20 protein-coding genes are annotated in these 25,322 nt (G+C 50.5%); 13 read left to right on the top strand and 7 right to left on the bottom strand.

Features of this window, described 5'->3' with window-relative positions; translation table 11 throughout:
- Positions 1 to 576 precede the first annotated feature (576 nt).
- The 7 genes from AC2215_RS24100 to AC2215_RS24070 all read left to right on the top strand — a co-directional run bounded on the left by AC2215_RS24100 (position 577) and on the right by AC2215_RS24070 (position 6,594).
- Complete coding sequence (locus AC2215_RS24100; protein WP_486812566.1) at positions 577 to 1,680, top strand: glycosyltransferase family protein; 1,104 nt, start codon at positions 577 to 579, stop codon at positions 1,678 to 1,680.
- A 235-nt stretch (positions 1,681 to 1,915) separates the two neighbouring features.
- Positions 1,916 to 3,019, top strand: a complete 1,104-nt coding sequence (locus tag AC2215_RS24095; protein WP_486812565.1) for a leucine-rich repeat domain-containing protein — start codon at positions 1,916 to 1,918, stop codon at positions 3,017 to 3,019.
- Between the two features lie 245 nt (positions 3,020 to 3,264).
- Positions 3,265 to 3,810 (top strand): adenylate kinase, encoded by a 546-nt coding sequence (locus tag AC2215_RS24090; protein ID WP_486812564.1) that lies wholly within the window; start codon positions 3,265 to 3,267, stop codon positions 3,808 to 3,810.
- Positions 3,811 to 3,945: 135 nt separating this feature from the next.
- Positions 3,946 to 4,686 carry a ribonuclease PH gene (gene rph, locus AC2215_RS24085; RefSeq protein ID WP_486812563.1) on the top strand — a complete coding sequence of 247 codons (741 nt, stop codon included), beginning with the start codon at positions 3,946 to 3,948 and terminating at the stop codon, positions 4,684 to 4,686.
- Positions 4,687 to 4,880: 194 nt separating this feature from the next.
- Positions 4,881 to 5,099, top strand: coding sequence for a hypothetical protein (locus tag AC2215_RS24080; RefSeq protein ID WP_486812562.1), 219 nt, complete (start codon positions 4,881 to 4,883; stop codon positions 5,097 to 5,099).
- Complete coding sequence (locus AC2215_RS24075; protein WP_486812561.1) at positions 5,100 to 5,615, top strand: GNAT family N-acetyltransferase; 516 nt, start codon at positions 5,100 to 5,102, stop codon at positions 5,613 to 5,615.
- 229 nt (positions 5,616 to 5,844) lie between these two features.
- Entirely contained in the window at positions 5,845 to 6,594 is a 750-nt protein-coding gene (locus AC2215_RS24070) for a HEAT repeat domain-containing protein (RefSeq protein ID WP_486812560.1), read from the top strand.
- A gap of 45 nt (positions 6,595 to 6,639) precedes the next feature.
- On the opposite strand, the gene AC2215_RS24065 is transcribed toward AC2215_RS24070, so the two are convergent.
- Positions 6,640 to 6,966: a hypothetical protein gene (locus AC2215_RS24065; RefSeq protein ID WP_486812559.1), complete on the bottom strand. Its 327-nt coding sequence runs from the start codon at positions 6,964 to 6,966 to the stop codon at positions 6,640 to 6,642.
- Between the two features lie 247 nt (positions 6,967 to 7,213).
- Here AC2215_RS24065 and AC2215_RS24060 point away from each other — a divergent pair, with 247 nt between their 5' ends.
- Complete coding sequence (locus AC2215_RS24060; RefSeq protein WP_486812558.1) at positions 7,214 to 9,895, top strand: Ig-like domain-containing protein; 2,682 nt, start codon at positions 7,214 to 7,216, stop codon at positions 9,893 to 9,895.
- Between the two features lie 999 nt (positions 9,896 to 10,894).
- Here AC2215_RS24060 and AC2215_RS24055 read toward each other — a convergent pair.
- Positions 10,895 to 11,338 (bottom strand): SufE family protein, encoded by a 444-nt coding sequence (locus AC2215_RS24055; RefSeq protein WP_486812557.1) that lies wholly within the window; start codon positions 11,336 to 11,338, stop codon positions 10,895 to 10,897.
- Positions 11,339 to 11,752: 414 nt separating this feature from the next.
- Here AC2215_RS24055 and AC2215_RS24050 point away from each other — a divergent pair, with 414 nt between their 5' ends.
- On the top strand, positions 11,753 to 12,808 hold the full coding sequence (locus AC2215_RS24050) for a GAF domain-containing protein (protein ID WP_486812556.1): 1,056 nt from the start codon (positions 11,753 to 11,755) through the stop codon (positions 12,806 to 12,808).
- A 43-nt stretch (positions 12,809 to 12,851) separates the two neighbouring features.
- Here the strand turns inward: AC2215_RS24050 and AC2215_RS24045 are convergent, their stop codons facing one another.
- The 3 genes from AC2215_RS24045 to hemF form a co-directional block, all read right to left on the bottom strand.
- A complete protein-coding gene (locus tag AC2215_RS24045) occupies positions 12,852 to 13,682 on the bottom strand; it encodes a hypothetical protein (RefSeq protein ID WP_486812555.1) in 831 nt (276 codons plus the stop codon).
- Positions 13,683 to 13,825: 143 nt separating this feature from the next.
- Positions 13,826 to 14,335, bottom strand: a complete 510-nt coding sequence (locus tag AC2215_RS24040; protein WP_486812554.1) for a hypothetical protein — start codon at positions 14,333 to 14,335, stop codon at positions 13,826 to 13,828.
- 746 nt (positions 14,336 to 15,081) lie between these two features.
- Positions 15,082 to 16,122: an oxygen-dependent coproporphyrinogen oxidase gene (gene hemF, locus AC2215_RS24035; protein ID WP_486812553.1), complete on the bottom strand. Its 1,041-nt coding sequence runs from the start codon at positions 16,120 to 16,122 to the stop codon at positions 15,082 to 15,084.
- Positions 16,123 to 16,518: 396 nt separating this feature from the next.
- On the opposite strand from hemF, the gene AC2215_RS24030 reads away from it, so the two are divergent.
- From AC2215_RS24030 to AC2215_RS24015, 4 genes are all read left to right on the top strand, one after another.
- On the top strand, positions 16,519 to 17,601 hold the full coding sequence (locus AC2215_RS24030) for an Mrp/NBP35 family ATP-binding protein (protein WP_486812552.1): 1,083 nt from the start codon (positions 16,519 to 16,521) through the stop codon (positions 17,599 to 17,601).
- 326 nt (positions 17,602 to 17,927) lie between these two features.
- Complete coding sequence (rodA, locus tag AC2215_RS24025) at positions 17,928 to 19,181, top strand: rod shape-determining protein RodA (RefSeq protein WP_486812551.1); 1,254 nt, start codon at positions 17,928 to 17,930, stop codon at positions 19,179 to 19,181.
- 580 nt (positions 19,182 to 19,761) lie between these two features.
- Positions 19,762 to 20,889, top strand: a complete 1,128-nt coding sequence (locus AC2215_RS24020; protein ID WP_486812550.1) for a Ycf66 family protein — start codon at positions 19,762 to 19,764, stop codon at positions 20,887 to 20,889.
- 244 nt (positions 20,890 to 21,133) lie between these two features.
- Positions 21,134 to 22,579 carry a trypsin-like peptidase domain-containing protein gene (locus tag AC2215_RS24015; protein ID WP_486812549.1) on the top strand — a complete coding sequence of 482 codons (1,446 nt, stop codon included), beginning with the start codon at positions 21,134 to 21,136 and terminating at the stop codon, positions 22,577 to 22,579.
- A 174-nt stretch (positions 22,580 to 22,753) separates the two neighbouring features.
- On the opposite strand, the gene AC2215_RS24010 is transcribed toward AC2215_RS24015, so the two are convergent.
- Both AC2215_RS24010 and AC2215_RS24005 read right to left on the bottom strand, forming a co-directional pair.
- A complete protein-coding gene (locus tag AC2215_RS24010; protein ID WP_486812548.1) occupies positions 22,754 to 23,503 on the bottom strand; it encodes a Uma2 family endonuclease in 750 nt (249 codons plus the stop codon).
- 46 nt (positions 23,504 to 23,549) lie between these two features.
- A complete protein-coding gene (locus AC2215_RS24005) occupies positions 23,550 to 25,232 on the bottom strand; it encodes a dynamin family protein (RefSeq protein WP_486812547.1) in 1,683 nt (560 codons plus the stop codon).
- Between the last annotated feature and the right edge of the window lie 90 nt (positions 25,233 to 25,322).

Raw genomic sequence — 25,322 nt, 5'->3', positions numbered from 1 at the left:
ACGTCAGTTTTGCGACCGCGACGTCGACGGGATGCCGACTCTGGGTGAGATTCGGGCGGTTGGCAAGCCTCTTGATGAGCGAAGCGATCGCACTGGCTACATCTGGTTGCTGGGGAGCAAAGTACTTCATCCCGATTCCCGATTCCCCATTCCCCGCCCTCACCGGAAACAGTCTTATCCAAAACTGACGTTATAAAGGATGCATTCTGCGATACTCCTAGCCCTTGAAGGGCAGCTACGCCAAGGTCATCGCTGCACATTTCATGTCGCGCGTGAAACGCTACTCAGGCGCGATCGAATCCATAGAACTAACCAACAAGGAAGCAGTATCATTTCAGCTTTCTTCAATGCTCTTTCTTAACAAGTCAAGCCGATGGCAGCGAGAGCACCTTAAAGCTGTACGCTGATGGCTGAATATTGATACATTAAATCCTTGAAACCAAGACACTCATTTCATTTTTCAGAGAATTTGCGGCTCTAAGGGATCGTCGCTTAACATGGAAGTGTTCGAGGAATTTATCCGATTAATTGAATAAATTTTGTTGAACTTATATTCTTTATTTTGAGTGAATAGTCATGGATTTAATGCATGCCGGCTTAAAAGATTTCTTGCTTCTACAGAAATATAGTCAGGAAGAACAAGTCGGTTGTTTATCGATCGAGAATCCTTTTCCGAATTGGTTTAAAAAGTTCACTTTGGCGTTACCCTACACTTTGGGTTTACATCTGCGCCGGGAATATCGCCACCTCTCGATGGCTTTCCAAGCTTTTAAGCTGAAAGAATGTCAGACGCTTTTTATTTTTGAAGTCTACCTGCAAAACTTATTTTTACTTCTTCCATTACTGGCGTTAACGCGAAAAAAAGTATTAATTAGTTTGCACTGGAACCAACAGCTTGCTCGCTACAGCAAGTTGAAGTACTTGGGACTCGCTTATCTCCGTCTTTTTCTGAAATGGTTTAACTTTAAAGCGATCGTTTTTGAAATTGACGATGATGTTATCCCCCAAAAGTATCGACTATCCCCCGAAACTAAAATCGTTCTTCCAATGCCCGTTCGTAGCGATGCTTACCCGAAACTGAAACCAGGGGAACGGTTATCCCCCGCTTCAAAACTGAAAATTGGGGTGGTGGGAAAAGTGCGCAAAGATAAGCCGATCGCCAAACTGATTGAAAGCTTAAAAACTTACGTAGAGACCCAAAATTCCGAACTCGAATTGATTATCGGCACACCCCGCGCTCAACAGTCTGACTACCTTAAACAACTAGGAGTCACCGTTCGCGATACCACCAGTGAAACAGACTATTTGGGATTGCTGAACGAATTGGATATCCTCGTTGCTTACTACGATGAAGTTCGTTACTACTACCGAACCAGTGGAGTAGTCAGCGATGCCGCCTGTTCCGGATGCTATGTCATTGCGTCTGACTATCCCACCATCGCCCATCAGATTACAGCACCGGTTGAGGTTGGCGCGACCTTTTCGAGCTTTGAGGAAATCGGTTCGATCGTCGATCGGGCTATTCCTCAAATTCGAGAACGAGGACAGGATTTGCATTGGGTTTGGCGAGAAACTCGCTCGATCGACGCGATCGCTAAAATTCTGTTTCCGCAAGATCGTGATTCCGCCACAGAATTCTCGAATGGTACGGAACGTCAGCAAACACTAGCGCGTCAATAAGGAATAGGACTTTGGCACAGGTATCGCGAGATGCAGGAGAATTCGGACACTCTTGTGGGTGAGCGTTGGGGGAAACGGGAGAAAGATACTGGTTTACCTTCGGGTTGTCCTAATCTGCGCGAATACAGCGATATCTTGAAGCCGAGTCACGGAGATCGCCTCGTGGCTTGGGCGAACCAAGTGTGACAAAATATCGATCGTCGATTCATCGAAGACTCTGAAACACAAAACGTCAATGTTGGGAAAACAAACTTCAAACACTTGCTCGAATACTTGCTCAAATACTTTCTATACTTTTCGATCGAAAGTTTCGATCGGTTTATCGCTCGCTGCAACGGTCTTAGGTTTAACGGCAACAACATCGCTGGCTGCTGAAAATGGAGCGACCTTCACTCAAACTCGTTTTCTTGAATGGTGTGTCGATCGCGATAATTTACCTCTTGAAACCCAACATACCATCGAGGTCATTTTAGAAAAAGTTGAAACTCAAGATTGCCATCGGGCTGACGCCATCTTATCGGATATGACCGAACTCAATATCAGTGCCCGAGATATCTCCGATCTGCGCCCGATCGCTTCCCTCACCCATCTCGATCGTCTCGATGTGAGTAACAATCAAATTCAAGATATTACGCCCCTGGAAAACTTAACGAATCTGACTCAACTCTTACTCGCTAACAATCAAATTCAAGATATTACCCCGATTTCAGCTCCAAATTTAACCAAGCTAAATTTAGATAACAATCAAGTCTCCGATCTGACTCCTATTAATTCACTTTTCGAGCTAAAAACGCTTTTTATCAATAATAATCAAGTCTCCAATCTGGCTCCCCTCAACTCCCTAGTTCGGATGACAACATTATTTATGAATGATAATCAAATTTCCGACCTGCAACCTTTAAACTCGATGGTAAAACTGAGAACTTTATCCTTAATGAATAATCACATTGAAGAAATCGAACCTTTAGCTTCAATGACACAAATGTACGAGTTGCATCTCGATGAAAATAAGATTACCGATCTCAGTTCTCTCACATCGATGACTGCACTCAACGAACTCTATCTGAGCGGAAATGAAATTCGCGATATTCGTCCCTTAGCAAACTTAAAAACGGTAACAGAACTTTATATTCGAGACAATAAAATCGAAGATTTAACACCGCTGCCAGAAATGCTCAAACTCAATTGGGCAGACTTTAAAAATAATAAAATTTCCGATCTCGAACCCATTCAGGTGATGGAAACTTTGGTGGGAATCGTACTGGTCGAAAATCCGGTCGCGATCGAGAGCGAAAATCCCAGTTGCCCGATCGTCCCTGAATCCATTTGCCGCTTTTAGTCTGCAGCTTCTCGGAGTGAATCTGGCCGCTCGAGCCTTAAACAATCGAGAAGTTCCCAGGAAATACCCCCTCGTACAATACAGACTGAGCCAGTCACCGTACGAGTGCATCAAACCCGATTTAAGCCGATCGCGCTGATGCTTGGTAGGATATCTACTTAGTGCCGTTAGCACTAGCGTCTTCATGGGAAGTACCAGCAATTCGTTTGCCATCGTTCAATTGCCGTAGTCGAGGAGAATATCGGGTGAGACTGGTTATTTTGGGAGGTCCCGGAGCGGGAAAAGGAACTCAAGGCAAGCAGCTGTGCCGCCATTTAAACATTCCCTGGATTTCTACTGGAGAAATATTTCGAGCGGCGATCGCGGATAAAACGTCTTTGGGTCTTCAGTCTGCGCCTTTCGTGGAGAAGGGGGAACTCGTACCCGACACGATCGCGATCGAACTGATTCGAGAGCGCCTCACCCAACCCGATGCCAAAGATGGATGGCTCCTCGATGGCTATCCCCGTACGGCATTTCAAGCGGAAGAACTCGATTTTTTGCTCGACGATTTGGGTCAGCGCCTTGATTGGGCGATTTGGATCGACGTTCCCGTATCGGTTCTCATGAGTCGCTCTTTGGAGCGATCGCGCGCCGACGATCGACCCGAAATCGTTCGCCGCAGAATCGACCTGTTCCACCAACGCACCATCCCGATTACCGAATATTACGAACCCCGGCAAAAGCTCTTGAGAATTGATGGCGATCGACCTCCCGAACTCGTCGCCCAAAACCTTCTCGAAGCTCTATAACAATCGGGGAAAAAGGGTAGGGAAGGAGTCAATGGGCAATTGACAATGGGTTAGTTGCGACACTCTTCCCCGTCTCCCGTTTTGCATTTTTAATTTTTAATTCCTTCCCCCAACCCCACACCCCATTAAAACTTCATGTCTTGGCAACGTCCCGACGATCGTCAACCCGACCAACTCCGTCCCATCAGTTTCGAGCTGGATTTTACCCGTTTTGCGACCAGTTCCGTTCTCACCCGCTGTGGCGATACCCAAGTACTCTCGACCGTTACCGTCCAGCCGGGAGTCCCAAGATTTCTCCAAGATAGCGGACAAGGGTGGCTGACGGCCGAATACCGGATGCTGCCAGGGGCGACGCCACAGCGCCAATCGAGAGAATTGATGAAACTCTCCGGGCGCACTCAAGAAATTCAGCGCCTGATCGGGCGTAGTTTGCGAGCGTCCCTCGATCTGAACGCCCTGGGCGAGCGCACGATTATCGTCGATGCGGACGTTCTACAAGCGGATGCGGGAACTCGAACCACTTCTATTACCGGCGGATTTGTCGCTCTGGCAACGGCAATGAATAAATTGGTGGCACGAGGGGAGTTGGAGCGATCGCCTATTCGCAATCCCGTCGCCGCCGTTTCCGTGGGATTGTTGGATGGTGAACCGTTCTTGGATCTGAAATACGAAGAGGATGTCGCCGCAGAGGTTGATTTTAACGTGGTGATGACCGGCGAGTTAGAGTTTGTCGAAGTGCAGGGAACTGCGGAAGAGAAAACCTTCAGCCGCACGCAGCTTGATGGATTGCTCGATTTAGCTCAAAAAGGAATCGAGGAACTGCTCGTCGCCCAACGCCGCGCTATCTCTGAAGCCGGGGGAGCTGGGGGAGCCTGACAAGGGTAGGTTTGTTACAAAGGTGGATTTGAGCGGGGGGAGCAGGGGAGGCAGGGGAGGCAGGGGAAGAAGGGTACTGGTGTGAAATGAGACTGTCCGCGCTTGGCGTAGCGACTGCTATAGAATAAGAACAGCAAACTTTACAAATCTTGAGATAAGCTCTCAGATTTATAATTTTTTTCGAGTTTTTTAAGATGGCATTTCTTCGTCAATTTGTGGCCCCGGCGTTAATCGTTCTCGTGTTTCTTCTGGCTTTAGTGGCGACGAGCGCTCGCATTTTCCTCCCAGAAGGGTTGAGCGCTCCCGCTCCCGTGGAAGATGCCGCACCCGAAAAAGCTGCGTTTCATCCGAGCTTGACCCCGATTTCGACCGTCGGTGCGGCCCGGGCGATCGTTCCCGCTTCTGTGGTGTAGATGTCGAGGGAATTTTTACCGGGCTATGCCCTGCGACTCGGGTCTGGAGCCGATCGCGCTTTGCTGGTGAAGTTTCTGGGGCACACCTATCGAGAACTCGAACCCGATCGCCATTTTTCCGATGTCGCTCAGATGGTGGAGCAATATTTTTCCCCGGAAACACCGGTGTGGTTCGTGGAAGTCTGCGACGATACAACCGATGGCTCGTTCTCAGAACCCGACGGTTATCGCTCCCCGACTCCCGGCTGCGAAAAAGTGGCGTGTTTGTGGCTGGGAAATTCTGTCGATCGCATCAGCGGCGAACGTTACACCCATATTTTACTGGTTTACGTGGTTCCGAAGCACCGACGGCGGGGAATCGGCTCTCGGTTAGTGCGACACGCAGAAAATCAGGCCAAGCAACGAGGCGATCGTCAGATCGGCCTTCAGGTCTTTGCCAACAATCAACCCGCTCTTACCCTATACCAAAGCTGCGGCTACGAACCCCTCTCGTTCTGGATGACGAAGTCCCTGTAGTTTTTCGATATTTGGAGATAAGGGAGACAAGGGGAAATCGGAGAAACGGAGAAACGGGAGCAAGATGCTCTCACTACGTACTGTTGACTCTTCCTGGAGCCTCCTGTGCTCCCGAAGCCTCCAATACTCCATATGCACCATCGGGTTGCGCGATATGTCATTTTAGAGTTATCCCTCAAAATTATGAATTTTAACCAGGGATGCCTCTGGTGGATGGTAAATTGACAATATGTATAATGACGACGACACAGGGGTACTCTATTCCGACACCGAGCTAGAAAGTCCGCTCGATCGAATGGGCTCGGTTGACGAGTCGGAACGCCCCGATCCCGAAGAAATGCTAACGCTGCTCGAATCGCCAGAATCGCAACAGCGAACGCTCGCTGCTCGGGCTTTCTGCAACATTCAAGACGATCGAGCAATACCACACCTGATTCGCTTGCTATCGGACCCGTGTTTGCTGGTGCGGGTCAGTGCGGCCTATGCTTTGGGGCGCAATCCCAGTCCTGAAGCCGTCGAGGCCCTAATCGAACGACTCGAACTCGACTGGAACGGTTACGTGCGCAAAGGCATCGTCTGGGCCCTGGGAAATTGTGGAGATCTCCGCGCGTTAGATCCTTTGGTGATGGCCTTGCGAACGGATATCTCGGCGGTGCGGTTGTGGGCGGCCAGTTCCATCGGGCAAATGGCGAAAGTGGGTTACGAGACGATTATCCGTGCCGTTCCGCCGCTAATTGAAGGCTTGCGTCGAGATGCGATCGCCGCCGTACGCAGTAACTGTGCTTGGGCCCTAGGGCAATTGTGTCGGGAACTGCCGTCTAACGTGGTGTATGCCGGGGCGATCGATGGTTTGATCGAAGCTCTGGAAGAAGATACGGATATGGGGGTGCGCGAAGATGCCCGTTCTTCCCTATTGCGCGTCGGCGATCCTCGCGGTTTGGAGGCGATCGAAACCCTAGAACTCGAAGGCTCAATCTAAGCTTCATCTCAACTCCATATCAAGGGTCGACGCCAGGACAAATCCTCAAGTCTCTTCCCCTTCGGCTGGGACTTCTTCTTCCTCTAGGAGCTGCTTCAATAGCGATCGTAGCTTCATGCGAGGAATATAGGGCCAGCCTCCCTTCGATTCGATTTCTCGCAAGAGATTGTACAGCGCTTGTCGGTTTTCAGGTAATGCCCCTTGAAAGTAATCTTCGCAAATCTCGCGATGGAGGCTTTCTAGGGCGCGCAACAGGCTCAAGAGCACATGTACGTCCTGGGGAAATTGGGATGCCACAGAGCGAACGCGAGAGGAGAGTTCTTCTAACTCCGAATTGAAAACCTCTAAATCTCGTCGATCGCGCTCGTCCATCGTGATGCCTCACAGATTCACCATTTTATAGAGTATCTTGGAAACGTCGCCAATGGGATGGTGGGAACGATCGATCTGCGAGCTCTCACCTGCGCGCGATCGCCCTAGACTGGTCTTAGACGATCCGGGAACCGAATCCTCTAAGACTCAGTCTGCTGAGTAGACCGAACGCATCTCCCCCCTCCTGCCCGATCCAAGCAATAATAAAAACCGTTCGATCGTTAGAGTTAGCACGCCCGTTGAAATTATGGCCGAAATCACAGGAACACCGATCGCAGATTTGCTCTTTGGCAGCCTCGGGAACGATGAGATTGCTGCCCAAGTCGGAGATGACAATGTCCTCGGGTTTGATGGCGACGATGTGATTTTCGGCAATGCCGGCAACGATGTCATCGGAGGAAACCAGGGCAACGACTCTACTTACGGCGGTCGGGGCAACGATATTTTACTCAACGGTCAGGGAGACGATCTCGGCAGCGGCGATGAGGGGATCGATCTGATTTTTGGCAATAAGGGGGCAGACACTCTCTTCGGTAATGGCGGGGACGATGCCATATTCGGCGGCATGGATACGGATTTCCTCTTTGGGGGTCAGGGAAATGACTTCTTGGCGGGGGAACTTGGAAATGACGTGATTTCTGGCGATCGGGGAACCGATACCCTGTCTGGTGGTGCGGGGAACGATTTATTCGTGTTAAGCAAAGGTGGAGGGGGCACAACCCCAGAAGAAGCGGATCTGATTCTCGATTTTGAAGTGGGCGATCGCATTGCCCTGACTGGGGGTCTGAGATTGCCGGAAATTAACATTCAGTTCGTTCCCAACGCCAGCAATAACGGACGCGGCGATGTCATTATTCGCGATTTGGGCGACAGTACCGGCAGTTTTTTGGCAATTTTCCGTAATGTCGAGGAAGGGGTCATTACCCGCGAGACTCTCACCGCTTCCCTCGATCCCCTCGAAGGAGATGGTAGTGGTGGCGATGGTGGCGATGGCGGTGGTGATGGCGGCGATGGTGGTAGCGATGGTGGCGATGGCGACAACATTCCCCCCTTTGCCCGCGCCGGTACCCTCAACACCACGGAAGATAACTTCGTCACTGGTTTCTTCGATGCCACCGATGCCAACGACGACCAGTTAACCTTTAGTATCATTAACGACCCCACCCTGGGGCAGGTGACGATTAGCGATCCTCTAAGTGGCTTTTTCGTCTACACCCCCAATCCCAACGTCAGCGGACAGGATACGTTGACCTTCCTCGCCAACGATGGCACGGTGGATTCAAACTCCGCCACGATTACGATCGATATTTTCCCGGTAGAAGATATTCCGGTCGCCAATTCAATCACTGTTGCCACTGACTTTAACACCAGTATCCCCATTACCCTGCCTGGTTTTGATGGTGATGGCGACCCCATAACCCGACGGGTGACGGATGTATCTCTGGGAACAGACGATTCTTCGGTAATTTTCACGCCCCCATCGGGCTTTCAAGGTCAACTGTTTCAAACAGCAGATGGTATAAACCCCAGTACGCCGATTACACAAAATAATACCCCCGTCACTAACCCCCAGGGAATTGTGATTTTTGTGCCCCCGTCGGGACAATTCGAGCCAACCTCGACTTCGTTTGAGTTTATCGTCAGCGATGGAAAAGCGGATTCGGCGGCAGCAACCGTTACGGTCAACATCGGCGAGGTGCTTTCCAATACACTACCGGCGATCGATCTCAATGGCAGTGGTGATGGCGCGAACTTTAGCACCGTATTCAATCCGGGAACGCCAGTGGAGATTACCGATGCGGGTTTAACGATTACCGATCCAGACAGTCCGAACCTCACCTCGGTGACGGTCCAAATTTCTAACTTGCTCGATGTTGGTGCGGAAACGCTCGCTGCGACGAATTCCACGGAAGTCACCTCTAATTACGATAGCGGCTCGGGAACCCTGACGTTGCAAGCCATCAACGGTACGGCTTCCCTGGCAGCTTTCGAGACTGTATTGCGTACTGTTAGCTATAACAATACTTCTGCAACCCCCAATCGAGCATCGCGATCGATTACAGCGATCGCCAACGACGGTTTCGGGAGCAGCGCCCCAGTGGTGAGTACGGTGAATTACCCACCGCAGCCGATCGCAGATATCATAACGGTGTCTATTGGTGCCATTAACACTCTACCGGTTAGTGCACTTCTGGAAAACGATCTCGGGGTGGGGTTGTCGATTGTCGCAATAACGCCCGCCATCAGAGTCACCCCCCAACCTGTGGACGATCCTACTTCTATCATCATTAATAATCCAGCAAATAATACAACGTTTGACTATACCGTGGTTGATGCTTTTGGCAATATGGGAACTGCCACGGTAACCACTCTTAGAAGTAATCAAAATCCCGGCAATGGGAACGATACCTTCCTGGGAACGGATGGTGTGGATATTTGGAATGGAGGAAATGGAAACGATGATATTAGTGGGGGATTGGGAAGCGATATTTTAATTGGAGGTCCCGGTCGCGATCGCCTCACGGGAGGGGCTGGAGCGGAGATTTTCGTGTACGAAGCGCAAGAAGATGGTTCTAATCCCTTTGTGGCAAATAGTGAAATGAGTATTCAGACGAAAATCAACCAGAACCGACACGATACGATCGTAGACTTTACGCGAGGGGTCGATCGCATTGAATTTGAAGAGGATGTCGATGGGATTACGAATTTTGCCAATCTCAATCCGACGATCCAGACTGGTGCTTCTGTCGAGAATAATGTTCTCTTACCGGGACAATTTCTCTTTGCTTACGAATTGGGAGATAGTACCTATCTCATTTACGATGAAAACTCCGATAATACGAACAGAAACGACAGTCGCATTTTAGCGAAGCTTGATGGCGTCACCGGTCTCGGTTCCCTCAACGCCAATGACTTTATTTTCCCCTAATCACGCGGTGTGCGCTCTTTTTGCACTTGCGATATGGTGAGCGAGTAGACTGATCCCCCTTTTCCCCTTCCCCCCGTGGGAGAGGATTTTGGAGATATTAAGTTGCACATGGCGTTCATCGTTGCCGTATCCTCCGATGGGGTCTCACCTCACTTCCACGACAATGACCTCATGCAGCACGGAGACCGTATAATACCAAGTTCAGTTAAATGCTTACAACTCCGGTTCAAGTGAGCATCGGGAGCTGGAGAAAGCTTTGGCTTTGGGGGCGTGGGTATCGGTCGGACCCCTAGGGGGTTGCATACGCAAGGGAACGGCGACCGAGAGAAGTGGAGAAGAGATTCAGCAATTGCGCTTAATTGTCACTAATTATCCGAACTTGATATAACTTTTTTTTATGCAAAAGTTACAAATTTGTAACTTTAGGGGAATTTTTGTAAAAAACTTACAACGATGCGTAGCGTAGGATACAATACTTAAGTTCAATGAGGCAGCGACGATCGCCTCTCCATCAATCAGGTTGTCGTTGACGGCATTATTAACTTTGATTAACATAAGTGTATTCTCGTAAATCATACATTAAGGAGGTTTAAGCAAAGTCGTATGATTACGGTTATTCTGAGTCCGGTAAACCCTTGGCTTCAAGGTGAAGTTGTCCAAAATAGACTGCTCGAATATTGGCAATCGAAACAGTCAAAAGAATCGCGCTCCGAAAGTTACGATCTTCAGAATAGTCAAGATAGTAAGTGTCCTTTCATGACTGTTTCGATCGAGCTATAAGGTGCTCGAAATATGACTAACTATCGAGCCTAACTGGATTCGTGTGAGATTTTAATCGTTATAAACCGAGCAAACTGTTGCCAACTTTCACGAATTACAAACGCCGGTATCAGCCAATATTACAGCTGTTTTCATCTACCAACACTCCCAGACACATCTTGCAGACGAAAGAATTGAGACTCCAGCACTTTTCTGTGGCTTTCCAAGTGTTCTGGCACTTCAAACGTTCGACAGCTCTTCACTCGATAACAACAAAGCCTTCTTCTTCATCGTACTAAAAATATTATAAAAGCCATTAGCCCGAGAAGGAGTCAAACTCTGACTCAGTCCGGTTTCCTGAATAAAATCTGGGGGAAGTTGGACGATTTGAGCCGGTGTCAAGCCATTAAGACCTTCGATTAAAAAGGCAACGAGACCTTTCGTGAGTTGAGCGTCGGAATCTCCCTTGAAGCGCACTCCTCCGTCCTCTAGCTTGGCTGTAATATAAACTTGAGACACGCAACCGGGAACCTTATTCGCGGGAACTTTCTCTTCGGTCGGAAAGTCGTTCAGGCGTTTGGCTAAATGAAGCAACTGTTCGTAGCGTCGCTTCGGTTCGGAGGCTCGCTTAAAGCGCTGCACCATTTTATCGAGAGTTGGAGGAAGTGAAGTGGGAGAAGTCATCTATTACGAGGCGAAGTTAGTTCTATTTTACTATACATTCTGTAACTTTCTTTGCAAGTTCCCCCGCGAGGGTGGTTTCGATCGCATCTCAATCCCATCTCGAAGGAGTTGACGAACGGATTTCGAGACCTGAGTATTTCTACAGATAAAACCCAAACTCGTTAGCTGACTCAACCTCAATTTTCATCACAACCCAATTAAAATCTAACCCATCGAGCCACGATCTCGAAATTATTACCAGATCCTCCTTTTAACTTCGCAAGATAGGGGATGCAAAGTCTCTCGAAGTATTTTATATTACGATAAAATTAAGACACGATCGGATATTTTTAGTCCGAATGTATTTTATTCACTTTTAAAAACATGATAGAACCCAATCTACCTAGAGAAAAGCTAATTGATGAATTAGCGAATATGAAACAAGAAATATCCGATCTCAATACCATTAAACTTGCCTTTCAAGCGCAAACTGATTTACTCAGAACTTGGGTAACAACGGCTCGAACGGCCTCGAATTCTCTTATCCTTAGATCTTTATCTCAACAAATATTAAAAAGTGCGACTCGGCTAACGAATGCCGAAGCCAGTAGCTTATTTTTACTCAATTTAAATGGTGTTGTTATCGAAAGCGTACTCGCCCGAGGAGCCACAATTTTACCAAAGAAATCTCGTCTGATCGGGCAAGTTTTGGAAAGAGGACTCGCGGGTTGGGTACATCGCAACCGTCAAATTGGTTTGGTTACGGATGCCACCCACGACGATCGCTGGTTAACAATTCCCGACGAACCCTACACCGTTCGGTCTGCGTTGTGCGTCCCCATTTTTCGCGGCAAAACCATGCTCGCGATCGTTACCCTCATGCATTCTCAACCCGCGCATTTTCGCTACGAAGCGGCTAGTTTGATGAAATTGACTGCAGCGCAGGTTTCTTTGGTGCTAGAAAGTGCTTTACTATACGTTGAAAACCAAAATCCGGGAACCCCTTCAACGACTCCCCCGATTGCCACCCTACCCCCTAAAATTCATTCGGTGCCGACGACTAAGGCGATCGTCCAAACCAACGGCAACGGTGGCACACCCACCTCAAAGAATACAGAAGTCCCCATTTCTGAGGGATTTGCTCCCGAGCTCGATCGAATTCCCAAAACCTTTAATTTATCGACCATTGGATTGTATACGATCGTCTGGGATGGAAAATTACTGTATGCCAATCCTCGTTTGGCTCAAATTTTTGATTATTCTTTTGGCGAATTAGTCGAACTCGAATCGCTATTTGGTTTGATTGCTGATGAAGATTACGATGTATTTTCCGAACGAGTGTATCGATGTATCCGCGCTCAAAGCAAACAGATTTTGTGTGAGGTAAAAGGCAAAAAAAAGGGTGGAAATACTATCGACATCGAAATTTACGGGTCGCGAACGAAGTTTTATGGAAAATCGGTAATTATTGGTGCAATTCGAGAACTTTAAGAATCACTCAATCTCATTTTTTTGTGGGAGTTTCGATCGATATTCATTTAGATTCGATATTTGCCTGAATTCGATACCAAATTTGACAGTATTCGTTGTATCCTTCTGAGATAAGCGGTTGATAAGCATCTGGAATTTCACCTCGTGCGACGGCCTCTTGCATAAACGGTTTGGGACCATGAAAATGAACGATCGCCGCTGCTGGATTTTTGCCCCAATAGGGTTTCCAGTTCAAAATTTCCGGTAGCGGAGTCCATCGAGACCTACTCCAGCGATTGCACCACCGTTGGCGGGGAAATCGATAGTAATTTCGATAGGCATCCTGGTCCCAAGTCCCCGCACAAAGCCATTCGAGATTCGATCGAATGTAGCGAGAAAACCCCGGTAGCGTTCGCCCTAAATTACGAGTATTCATCAGCATCACGCCGGTATTCATCGCTCGATAATTGCCAATTTGATGCTCCGCAGAAACGGCAAAATACCGACAGCAAATTTTTTGGAGGATAGGGACGGGATTTTTGAGGAACATGACATCACAATCGGTATACAACACGTACTCATCATCGATACCGCGTTCGGCGAGGATTCTGGGAATATCGACCCGAATAAATGCCCCCGAACCAATGGTATAAATGTTGCGATCGCCTTTTTGCGCGGCTAAAGCTGCGAGATTCTCGGCGAAGCTGCTGCGACAGTATAAGACTTTTCCCCCAATATCCTCGAACCAAGCTGTGAGTTCGTTACTCGTACCGTCAAAGAGTAAATACGGAGCGAGTTCCGTATTTTCAAGGGCTGAAGTGACGGCAACTTGAATCATTCGAGCGTAAAACTCGTAAGTCCCGCAGGCTGAATTCAAGGCAACAAACCATTTCATTCCCTAAATATGAAAAACAAACACGAAAAACCAACATGAAAAAAAAGTCGATCGCACCTGAAACCGAACAGGGGATCGACCTTTATTGTTGTCCAATTATAAGTCCAATGTTTTTGTCAAAACGATTTTGAGTTGGCGGGTTTTTAATAAGCCGGTTGGATAAAGCGGGTATTCGATCGAACGAACCCTTCTTCAGCAGGAATATACAGCCAAGGTCGCCCTTGGGAATCTGCTTTCCAGCCGCCCGATTCGATGACCGTCCCTTGTGCGAAACCCGTCTTAATCGCGGCAGATAGCTCTGCATCGGCACGGCAGTTCAAACCGCTGGGGGCAACCACCACCCAGGGCCAGACGCGACCTTCGTAGTAATCGCCATTGTAATCGGGCATCGGACCCGCAACGGGAGGATTCGGGGGAGTGGGAGTGTGGGTTTCTCCACCGCCACCGCTACCATAGGGGGTGGGTTCCCGAGTTTCTTTGAGGTTAATCGACATCCGCCGGGGGGGACTATCTTGACCTTGAAACCAATAGACCGGAAAGGTGATTTGATATTCTTCGTTGTCGGAAGAATCGAGATCGACTTTATCGATATATTGGTAAGTTCCACCGGCAATTAGGTATAAGGCTTTTGAAGTTAGTTTCATCCAAGCCATAAAATTTTACTTTCCCAAGAATTGATAATCTAAAACTTAAGGTAAACTCGACCTGAGATAATTTTGAGTTTATACATAAAGACTTTAGATTCGCGCCGAATGGAAATTATTTGAAACCCTCGCAACAGTGGGGAGCGAGAAATTGGGAATCGGGCATCGGGAATCGTTTGAAAGAAATAACGACGAGCTCGGGAGTTTGTTGGGTAAGCAGTTTTTCGCACTGGGATTGAACTGTTTCACGAACCATCGAACTACCCACCGATCTCGACTCGTTTTATCTTGATTAAAAGTGTGATGCAATGGGCGATCGAAATATTTTTAATATTTTTATAGTGCTTTTGGCTCAAGGTCGATCCCAGCGGGATTAGTGGGCAGTCTATCTGGTGAAAGTTAGACTTTGATACCAGTGATTGCACTGCCTAACCTACAAATTTAGAATTGGGGTATATAACGCGCGAAAATGGCTGTGATTTGGCAACAATCGAATTTCATATTCATGATATGAGAACATTTTCTCGAGCAAACTTTCCCAGCTTTCCAGATCGAAGAACGGCGATCGAATCTTGAAGAGAGTCAAACCAACATCCCAATAAAAACCCAAGTAAAATGCGATCGAGAAATTATAACTTTCGGATAACTTCTATCGATCGCATTCAATTCGATACGGTTATTGTCTGTCATTTTGAGTGGGTTGAGCGTGAAGGGTTTTGTGGATTAACCCCCCTCAACCCAGAAATAATCTCACCTCAAACTCCAGCATCTGGAGTCCAGTTCGCCCAATCTTGAGGCTTCAAGAACGTATCGTATAATTCAGCTTCTCGGCTTCCGGGTTCCGGTTCGTAGCCGTATTCCCAGCGCACCAGGGGCGGTAGGGACATGAGAATCGATTCCGTACGTCCGTTGGTTTGCAGACCGAAAATCGTACCGCGATCGTACACCAGATTGAACTCCACGTAGCGACCCCGACGGTACAGCTGGAAGTTGCGTTCCCGTTCGCCGTACTCGAGATCCTTGCGCCGGCGGGCAATGGGTTCGTAAGCGGGGATAAACGCCCGTCCGCATTCTTGAACGAAGGCAAATAACTCTTCCCAACTTCGGGGAGTGGGGGCACCGATTTCCCGGCTGTAGTTGGCTGCCGGACCGTCGAGATGGGGACCGCGATAGAGTTCGCCGCGACCATCTTGGTAATCGAAGAACAGACCGCCCACGCCGCGCGTCTCTTGGCGGTGTTTCAAATAGAAATACTCATCGCACCAGCGCTTGAATACCGAATAATATTCGCTGTGGTGATTATCGCAGGCTTGCTGGAAGGTGCGGTGGAAGTGGGAGGCATCCTCGGCGAAGGGGTAGTAGGGGGTCAAATCCGCGCCGCCGCCGAACCACCACACCGGTCCCGCTTCAAAATAGCGGTAGTTGAGGTGAACCGTGGGGATGTACGGGCTGCGAGGATGCAGAACCATCGAGGTTCCCGTGGCGTAGAAGCCGTGACCTTCTGCTTCGGGACGCTGCTTGAGAATGGAGGGAGGCAAGCGATCTCCGAAAACTTCAGAAAAGTTAACACCGCCCTGCTCGAAGATCGTTCCTTCGCTCATCACCCGAGAACGACCGCCACCACCGCCGGGACGTTCCCAAGCATCTTCCCGAAAGCGCCCCGTACCGTCTAAGGCCTCGAGAGACTGACAAATCTCATCCTGGAGTTGCTGCATAAACTGGCTGACCCGTTGCTTCGAGTCATCCGGGGGGAGAGAAGGAGCGGTTTGTACGGGGGGTGTCGAAGTAGCAGTCATGCGGTTTTTATCTAATTTGTATCTAAACTTTGAAGAATGTTTGAATCGTGTTGGAATTACGGGCGATTCAATGAAAGGATTGAGAATTTGAAGGCAGCGATCGATGTTTGAATCGGTTTTGTAACAATCGAGCGATCGCTCAGTCAGCGGGGCAGACGCAAAATACGATGTAAAGATCGAAAATCAGACAAAAAACGAAGCAGTCTGCAACCTTTTCTCCTTCTTCCTCAGTCGATCGTGACTGGATACCCATTGAAGGTAACAGTCTTAACAATCATAGGAGAGTTCCACAACGTTTCTATAGGACTTAAAGAATGTACATCTTTCCCAACAAAACGATACATTTGATACAATTGCCATTTAACCGCGATCGCCCTTTCAGCATCACAGAATACCATGTCTAAGACCCTCGATTCCGCCTCTGTTTTAGAAGTCCTGCGACCGGTGCAAGATCCCGAACTCCAAAAAAGCTTGGTGGAACTGAACATGATTCGCAACGTGAAGGTAGACGCGGGGAATGTCAGCTTTACCCTCGTCCTGACGACCCCCGCCTGCCCCCTGCGGCAGTTCATCGTCGAAGAATGCGAAGGGGCAATTAAAACGTTGCCGGGGGTGGAAAGCGTCGAGGTAGAAGTGACGGCTGAAACCCCGCAACAAGCGCCCCTGCCCGATCGTCAAGGCATCGATGGGGTAAAAAATATCATCGCCATCTCTAGCGGCAAAGGGGGCGTGGGGAAAAGCAGCGTCTCAGTCAACGTCGCTGTCGCCCTCGCTGCCACCGGGGCGAAAGTGGGGCTTCTGGATGCGGATATCTACGGTCCCAATACCCCCAACATGATGGGGTTGGGAGATGCAAAAGTGATGGTGCGCCAGGGGGAAAACGGTCAAGAAGTTCTCGAACCAGCGTTTAACTACGGCGTAAAGCTGGTTTCGATGGCATTTCTGATCGATAAAGACCAACCGGTGGTGTGGCGCGGACCCATGCTTAACGGGGTGATTCGCCAATTTCTCTACCAGGTGCAGTGGGGCGAGTTAGACTATTTGATCGTGGATATGCCCCCCGGAACCGGAGACGCGCAACTGACTCTCGCCCAAGCGGTTCCCATGGCCGGGGCGGTTATCGTCACCACGCCGCAAACCGTTGCCCTGCTCGATTCGCGCAAGGGTTTGAAAATGTTCCAACAGTTGGGAGTTCCCGTGTTAGGAATCGTGGAAAATATGAGCTATTTTATTCCCCCGGATTTAAGCGATCGCCAATATGATATTTTTGGATCGGGCGGTGGCGAAAAAACCGCAAGCGAACTGGGTGTAGCACTATTGGGTCGGGTTCCCCTAGAAATCCCCCTGCGAGAGGGCGGCGATGAAGGCGTACCCATTGTCGTTTCTAACCCCGATTCTGCATCGGCTCGAGAGCTCAAGGCGATCGCCGAGCGTATTGCCGGAAAAGCATCTGTTGTCGCGATCGCGGGTCGGTTGTAGGTACTGCGAGATCGCTGAAGATACGGGTATTGGTAAGCAGAGGGGGCAAAGGAGGCAGAGGGAGCAGGGGAGGAAAGACCCCGGTAAATGAAACAATTGTGCACTGCCATAGATTAAATCCTTGCAATCGACAAATTGACGACCAAATTACATCGAAAAACCCATTAACATCGAGAAATCGAGAAAATCGAGCCGATCGAGAACTGCTATCTAACATCGGGATTCGGTATATGGCGTATTGTGTATGAAGGTGAATGAAGCGTTGGAGATCGTCCGTCCGAGCAGCATCTCGATCTCGAAATCGTTACCATCAATGAAAATTCCCTATGTTTCGCAATCCTTTGATTCGCGTTCGCTGGCGTTACTGGTTTCACGCATGGCAGCAGATTGACTGGCTGTTACTGGTATTGCCGGTGATTTTAACGGTATTTGCCGGGATCGTGATCCGCAGTACCCAACTGAATTTAGACTCGATTCCCTGGTGGCAGCATTGGCTAATGGGGGCCGTCGGGACGGTGGGGGCAATGGCGATCGCGCGCTGGCGTTACGAAAACCTGATTCAGTGGAAGTGGGCCATCTACGCCATTACCAACCTCTCCCTGATTGCCGTGATTGCTATCGGGACAGAAGGGTTGGGGGCACAGCGGTGGATTACCATTGGTGGGTTCAACCTCCAACCCTCGGAATTTGCCAAACTGGGGATGATTATTACCCTGGCGGCGATGTTGGAGTCGAAACCTGCGTCTACCCTGCCGGTCGTCATCCGCACCCTGGCCGTTTCCGCCATCCCCTGGGGTTTAGTATTTTTACAGCCAGATCTGGGAACCTCCCTCGTGTTTGGGGCGATTACCATGGGGATGCTGTACTGGGCGAATACCAACCCCGGCTGGTTGGTGTTGCTGGTGTCTCCCCTCGTGTCGGCGATACTCTTTAGTACCCTATTTCCGGTGTGGTGCCTGTGGGTGCTGTTGATGGGGGTTGTGGCGTGGATGACCCTTCCCGGACGCTGGATTTCCACGATTACCGCCGTAGCGGTGAATATCGGCTTCGGCAAATTGGGGCAAGTGTTTTGGGGCTTGCTCAAAGACTATCAAAAAGACCGGATCGTGTTGTTTCTCGATCCCGATAAAGATCCCCTCGGCGGCGGCTATCACCTGATTCAGTCGCGGATTGCGATCGGGGCCGGAGAACTGTGGGGACGAGGTTTGCATCAAGGGACGCAGACCCAGGGTGGATTCATCCCCGAACAGCATACGGACTTTATTTTCTCCGCCATTGGGGAAGAGTTGGGATTTGTCGGCTGTATCGTGGTGGTGTTTGCCTTTTGGTTGATTTGTCTGCGATTGGTGGCGATCGCCCAAAACGCCAAAGATAACTTCGGTTCCCTCTTAGCCATCGGCGTGTTATCGATGCTGGTGTTTCAGACCGTGGTGAATATTAGCATGACCATCGGACTCGCCCCGGTGACGGGAATTCCCCTACCCTGGTTGAGTTACGGGAAGTCGGCGCTGCTGACCAATTTTATCGCGATCGGATTAGTGGAATCGGTGGTGAATCACCGACAGCGATTGAAGTTTTAGAGACGGTTATCGATCGTGTGTGCCGCGGGTATGGGGTGTGGGGCGATCGGGTGTGGGCAATAGAAAAGCATCATCGTCGATTCTGGTGAATCCGAATTGGAGTATCCTATCGAATACCTTCATCTCAAGGAGCTCGAATCGCTCTTTTCCATCCACCTCCAAATAGTGGAATTTCAATCCCACGGGTCATTACCGCGACTCTGCTTAACCCGCGCTTCACGTTAACTTGTCTCAATAGCGCCATAACTGAACGCCAGTTCGGGTTAAGGATTGTCCAGAGGTGTAGCGGTGAGATGGATTCGGGTCACCTGTGGAAAGTGCTCTTTCCTCATTGGAGAAAATTGGTCAACGGAGGCAGTTCGATGAGATTCCATTCCCCCGACACCCCACACCCCATCCTCTCCGGAAACTGTTATCGCGCGCCTGACGTTAACAAATTACACCTCCCAGTCTGAACCCGGTTGGCAAGGATGTCTCTCAAATCGAAGGAGATCGCGAAAAAATACGCCAGAGTGCCACAGCTAAATTGAAGATCGGGTCTACGAATCGTTAAGATAAGACTGACTCAGGAGACAAGTGAATGGTTAACTTTGGATTTGGACTTGCTGGCTTTATCGGTCTGGCCCTGGTTGCCGCCGGTGTAGGATTATACGTTCTGCGCTCCCTACGTCCGACCCTCGCTCGCGACCACGATATTTTCTTTGCAGCCGTCGCCTTGCTGTGTGGCGGTATTTTGATGTTTCAAGGCTGGCGGCTCGATCCGATCTTGCTGTTCGGTCAATTTTTGATGACTGGTTCGGCGGCGTTCTTTGCCGTGGAGAGTATCCGGTTGCGGGGCATCGTCACCCAACAGGCAAAGCGCAATAGTCCGATCGTTGATGACGAGCGATCGGTGAGTTCGAACTATCAAGCCTACGACTACGAACCCTACGAAGCCGAACTCGAAGAAATCGAACCGGCGCGGGAGTATCCCCCCAAACGAACCGATCGCTACATTCCCGGTAGCCGCGACAGTCGCCGTCCCGCTCGAGAGGCTTACAGCCGCGATCCCTACGCCACTGAAAGCGATCGCCGCCGTTCCCCCAGCCGCAGTGCCAGCGGCGCTTCTCGACCCGCACCGGGAGGCAAGAAACGCACCCGTCCGTCTCGCCCTTCCGAATCGACCCGTCGGGCAGCCAGTTCCTACGATGGTTGGGAAGAACCGGGATATGCCGACGATCGCTCCTTCGAGCGCGCTTCCTCCCGTTCCCGTTCCACCCGGTCTAGCAACGGTCGTCCCTCATCGAGTCCGAAGCGATCGCGCCCCTCATCCGATTCCTACGCTTCTCCCACTCGCGATTTGAGAGTCGATGCCACTCCGGTGGACTACACCGATTACGATCGCCCCAGTTCCTCTCGTAGCGGTGGAGATTACGATGGTAGTTCCAGGGATTATGGCGATGGCAATTCGTCGAGTTCGAGTCGCGGTGGAGCCTCTAGTGGCTACGACGACTATTCCGCGTCCTCCTATTCGAGTTATTCCCTCAATGATGACGACACGGGAACCTCCTCGACGGACTACACCCAATACCCTTACTCCAAACCGCCAACGGCCAAACCGAAAAAAGATTTAGACCTGAAGTCACCGCCATCGGGTTACGACGATTATTCTTCAGCCGACTATGGCGATGAAGACGAGAATTCCACCGATCGCTACGATCGCTACTAAACTCCTGCACAAAAGGGGTAAGTGGGGGAGGACGCAGGAGATCGATACTTGACTTGGGCATAGAAATCGAGCGTATTTTTGATTTCCCTGCCAATGTCTATGGAGTTTCTCCCAAAGAATTCCCCAATTGTAGGGTACTTGTCTCCATGGCACTTTGAGAGTTGTCATACCCGTTGTGGATTCTTGTGGAAGATTTGCAGACAATAAATGAAAGACCGATCGCCGAATGTCGAAATCAGCCCAAATGCCACTTCTACGTCTATCCCCGATCGCCGTAAGTTTACTTGCCATCGGACTAACCTTTAGTTCGCTCTCTGGAACTCTTCCCTTCACGAATCTTCCAGCTATTGCTCAAGATGAGGATGAAGAAACCAATATCCGAGTCTACGAACAAGCCAGTCCCGCTGTCGTCGCCATCAATGCGGCTGGTGCCACGGGAAGTGGAAGCATCATCTCCGACGATGGGTTGATTTTGACCAACGCTCACGTCGTTGCCAATGCCGGGGATACGGTCACCGTAACCCTTGCTGACGGTCGCGAGTTTACCGGTGAAGTCATCGCCTTCGATCCCAATGGGTTAGATCTCGCAGCGGTGAGAATTGCCGATGTTGAGGATTTACCCACCATCCCCATGGCCGATCTCGATTCCGTGCGCGTCGGTCAGCGTGCCTTTGCCATCGGCAGTCCGTTCGGCTTGCAAAATACCTTTACGATTGGCATTGTCAGCCGTCTCGACCCCGAACGGGGCACGATCCAAACCGATGCCGCCATCAATCCTGGGAACTCCGGCGGTCCGCTACTCAATTCCCAAGGGGAGTTGATAGGCGTGAATACGTCGATTTTCAGTCCGGGGTTTAATGCGGGCAATATCGGCATCGGATTTGCGATTGCTATCGATCGCATCGAACCGTTCCTCGCTTCCGTTGAAGATGGAAGCGCCCCCCGCGTTGCCCAAAATCCCCCCGTACCGGGCACTACCCAGCCGCCGCAATCGATCGCCCTCAACGACCCCCCCATCGACGGCAGCCTCGATCGCGGTGACAACGTGCTGCCGATGGATAACAGCTTTTTCGATACCTACACCTTTGAGGGGAAAGCTGGCGATCGAATTTCCATTGAAATGCACAGTGGAGAAATCGACCCCTATCTAATTTTGCTCGGACCTGGCGGTCGGGAACTGGCGCAAGATGACGATGGCGGTGGCGGAACCGATGCCAAAATCGTCGTCCGGTTGCCCGAATCGGGAACCTATACCCTGATTGCGAACTCCTACGGTGGGGATGAATCGGGAACCTATCGCTTGGAGGTGAAGACGGTCACCGCCGGCCGCCAAAGCGGTATCCCCAAACCCCAAGCACCTGGGGGAACGGGGAGGACGATCCTCCTCGAACGCGGGGCACTCGAAGAAGGAGACACGATGTTGCCCAACGATAATAGCTTCTTCGATCTGCATTCTTTTGAAGGTCGTGCGGGTCAGACGGTCACGATTACCCTAGAAAGCGACGAGTTCGACACGTATTTGGTGTTGTTGGATGCCCAAGGAGGGGCGATCGAACAAAATGACGATGCTCGCGAGGGAAACACCAATTCCATGCTGCGGGTGACACTGCCCAGTAGCGGCACCTATCGGGTGGTGGTGAATTCCTACGACAATACCGGGAACGGTCGGTATACGCTAACAGTTCGGTAGGGGAGACAAGGGAGACAAGGGAGACAAGGGAGACAAGGAAGACAAGGGAGACAAGGAAGACAAGAGGGAATAACAGATTTTTCATTGTCAATTGTCCATTAACTCTCCTGTACCTCCTGGAGCCTCCTCTGCTAACCTTGACGAGTGTCTTAATTGATGTGGCGGTGGCTATAACTACGCTTCTGGCTCGATCCCAGCTGCTCGTAGTTGGGCGGCGAGTTGTTCGGCGCGTTGGCGTTCGGTTTCGGCACGTTGGCGTTCGGTTTCAGCACGCTGGCGTTCGGCTGCCACTCGCTCTTCACCCCACAACAGCAAATTCCCCTCTTCATCCCACCACCGCAGCCAGTAGCCTTGACGGTTTTCGCGAGTGCCTTGCCAAACCCCCAGAAAAAGCTGCATTTCCGGTATCCAGAAGCGCTCGTTTTCGTTGGCGGATTCCAAACGATATCGCTTAGTTTCGCCGAGACGATAGAGTTCTAATGCCCCCGCTTCAACATCGAATATCCCGTAATTGGGCACTTGCAAAATCCGTTCGTAGAAGAAAAATTTCCCCGGCGGATAGGTTTCCTTGACGGAATACTCGCCACCGTCGGTTTCCGAGAGAAACTCCAGGACGATTGCTGGAATTTCCCCCTGAAGGCGAGGAGTGTAGCTGCGAACCACCTCCTCTCGGGGAACGGTGATGTGGGAGATATAGGCCCAATCTGGGGCTTTGACGACAAATTTGCCGTCGAGGGTGGCGCAAATGCCGTAGTTGGTGGACGTCAGGGCGGTTTCGGGCAGTTTTCCGGCAAGCTGCAAGCTTTCGGTTAAAGCCGCAGCCAGGGCGGGTTGGTTGATATTATCCACAGGGTCGTCGGGCAGTACGAAATCATCGGGTAACTTTTCCCAGGTGATGTTGCGATCGGGGGAGGTGGCTAACATGACGATTTGCGTGTCGGCACTCAATATTCACTAATTTATCGCAACTTTACTCGATCGCCCCTAAAGCCTCTTCCAAGTCAGCTAAAACCCGCTGGCAGAGTTGTCGTTGATGGTGCGCGGGGGTATTCGTGGGTGGAGCAGTTTCTGGGGGCAGTTGCGTCACGGCTTCGGATGCGGCTTCGTACTCGCCGAGGGTGGCAAAGGCATCGCGGCTGAAGCATTCTAAGTATTCCCCGGCGGCGGTTTCGCAGAGTTGAGCGATTTCGCCGTCGGTGGGTGCACTCTTCGATTGAGCTCGATCGCGATCGAGCAGTTTTTTGAGAACGTAAGTCGTCCCACCAGCAACCGCCGCACCGGGTAACCCCCCAAAAATAAATCCAAATCCCGTCGCTGCAGCGACCGTAGAAGGCTCGCTAGAAGAGGTAGATGAGGGGGAACTTGCAGTCGCTTTAGGAGGCGCTGGCGGGTCGCTGGGGAAGGGGAGAGAGAGTTTACCGGGATGGGGATGTCCGAAGAATTCGCAGGCGCGATCGACACATTCATCGATCGCCTGTTGGTATTTTCGCACGGTGGGTTTAAAGACCTCGGCTTCCCAACGGTAAAACCGATCTTGCTCGATGGCAGCAGCGAGTTCCCCTCGATAGCGATCGACCAATTTGGGGGCGTACAGCCAACCTTGGAAATCCGAGAGACTCGCTTGCAGGCTTTGTTGCAGCAGTTTTTGAGCTTTTTGCTGAATGGCTCGTTTGCCGTGATGCTTCTGCTCGCTGGCGGCAATTTCCCCATCAAGGGTAGCGATTTTGGCTTGCAGTTCGGGTTTAATGCGATCGACGATCGCCCGCCAGCGAGAAACGCGATTCTCGGTTTTGGTTGTCCCGTTGGAAAGTTGCGTCGAGACGATATGTTGCAGTGCCGATTCAAAGGCTGGAAGTCCCGTCTCCTGGGCAGCGGCGGCGTTCCCCTTCAAGCGGGCGCGCAAGGCGGGGAGGGCATCAACGCGGTAGAGGTTGCTAATCCCAGCCGGCAGTTGCGATCGAAAGCTTTCGGCAACGAAACAGAGGCGGTTAAAGACTTTTTTGCGATCGCCCGGTTCCATTAAATTGAGGAAATTGACAGCAAATACGACCGTGGTAATATTGCGATCGAGCAGCCAATCTCGCAGGTTTTCCCGCTCTCCCAAGGTCATCAACTGCCGCCCGTCGAGAACCTGCACCACCAAATCTGCGCCTAAGAGGCGATCGCGAACTAAGTCATCTTGTTGGCTGCGATCGTTCGTTCCAGGTAAATCCAGAAATTCTACGCCAGTTTTGAGGAACGGATGGCAACAACACACGTCCACCGATTCCACATCCTCTCGCATTCGGCGGCGATCGTCGAGAATGGCGTACTCTTTTAAAATCTCGATACCATCCTCTTGAATTTGTCTGCCATTTTTGAGGGTAATTTTTGTCGTCAATTGCTCCCCAGAACAGACGCGAATCGCTGCCCCCGTGGTGGGAATCAAATCGATGGGTAACGTTCGCTGCCCCAGCATGGCGTTGAGAAGCGTCGATTTACCGTAGTTGAACGGACCAAAAACCGCAATTTGAAAATTGTCTGACGAATGAGAGGTATCCGCTGCCTCTGCCATCGCCCGCACATCTTGCGACAGCGACGAGGTGTCGTCCAATTCCAGAACGCCGAGTGCAGTTTGAAGGTGATGGATGAGGTTTTGAGAACGATCCGGCATTGAGATTGTCAGTGGGTAGGTATCTAAGGGAATGGGGAATGGGGCTTCGGGAGAATTGGGGGCAGGGGGAGAGTTAATTGAAAATTGAAA

This window comes from Zarconia sp. (assembly GCF_057467645.1).
Note: the sequence above shows the minus strand (reverse complement) of the source record. Positions and strands in the feature narration are given on the sequence as shown.

What these genes read in the sequence shown, in the direction of transcription:
- AC2215_RS24100 (WP_486812566.1), top strand. Translation starts at nt 577, where the DNA reads ATGGATTTAATGCATGCCGGCTTAAAAGATTTCTTGCTTCTACAGAAA.
- AC2215_RS24095 (WP_486812565.1), top strand. Translation starts at nt 1,916, where the DNA reads ATGTTGGGAAAACAAACTTCAAACACTTGCTCGAATACTTGCTCAAAT.
- rph (WP_486812563.1), top strand. Translation starts at nt 3,946, where the DNA reads ATGTCTTGGCAACGTCCCGACGATCGTCAACCCGACCAACTCCGTCCC.
- AC2215_RS24080 (WP_486812562.1), top strand. Translation starts at nt 4,881, where the DNA reads ATGGCATTTCTTCGTCAATTTGTGGCCCCGGCGTTAATCGTTCTCGTG.
- AC2215_RS24075 (WP_486812561.1), top strand. Translation starts at nt 5,100, where the DNA reads ATGTCGAGGGAATTTTTACCGGGCTATGCCCTGCGACTCGGGTCTGGA.
- AC2215_RS24070 (WP_486812560.1), top strand. Translation starts at nt 5,845, where the DNA reads ATGTATAATGACGACGACACAGGGGTACTCTATTCCGACACCGAGCTA.
- AC2215_RS24065 (WP_486812559.1), bottom strand. Translation starts at nt 6,966, where the DNA reads ATGGACGAGCGCGATCGACGAGATTTAGAGGTTTTCAATTCGGAGTTA.
- AC2215_RS24060 (WP_486812558.1), top strand. Translation starts at nt 7,214, where the DNA reads ATGGCCGAAATCACAGGAACACCGATCGCAGATTTGCTCTTTGGCAGC.
- AC2215_RS24055 (WP_486812557.1), bottom strand. Translation starts at nt 11,338, where the DNA reads ATGACTTCTCCCACTTCACTTCCTCCAACTCTCGATAAAATGGTGCAG.
- AC2215_RS24050 (WP_486812556.1), top strand. Translation starts at nt 11,753, where the DNA reads ATGAAACAAGAAATATCCGATCTCAATACCATTAAACTTGCCTTTCAA.
- AC2215_RS24045 (WP_486812555.1), bottom strand. Translation starts at nt 13,682, where the DNA reads ATGAAATGGTTTGTTGCCTTGAATTCAGCCTGCGGGACTTACGAGTTT.
- AC2215_RS24040 (WP_486812554.1), bottom strand. Translation starts at nt 14,335, where the DNA reads ATGGCTTGGATGAAACTAACTTCAAAAGCCTTATACCTAATTGCCGGT.
- hemF (WP_486812553.1), bottom strand. Translation starts at nt 16,122, where the DNA reads ATGACTGCTACTTCGACACCCCCCGTACAAACCGCTCCTTCTCTCCCC.
- AC2215_RS24030 (WP_486812552.1), top strand. Translation starts at nt 16,519, where the DNA reads ATGTCTAAGACCCTCGATTCCGCCTCTGTTTTAGAAGTCCTGCGACCG.
- rodA (WP_486812551.1), top strand. Translation starts at nt 17,928, where the DNA reads ATGTTTCGCAATCCTTTGATTCGCGTTCGCTGGCGTTACTGGTTTCAC.
- AC2215_RS24020 (WP_486812550.1), top strand. Translation starts at nt 19,762, where the DNA reads ATGGTTAACTTTGGATTTGGACTTGCTGGCTTTATCGGTCTGGCCCTG.
- AC2215_RS24015 (WP_486812549.1), top strand. Translation starts at nt 21,134, where the DNA reads ATGCCACTTCTACGTCTATCCCCGATCGCCGTAAGTTTACTTGCCATC.
- AC2215_RS24010 (WP_486812548.1), bottom strand. Translation starts at nt 23,503, where the DNA reads ATGTTAGCCACCTCCCCCGATCGCAACATCACCTGGGAAAAGTTACCC.
- AC2215_RS24005 (WP_486812547.1), bottom strand. Translation starts at nt 25,232, where the DNA reads ATGCCGGATCGTTCTCAAAACCTCATCCATCACCTTCAAACTGCACTC.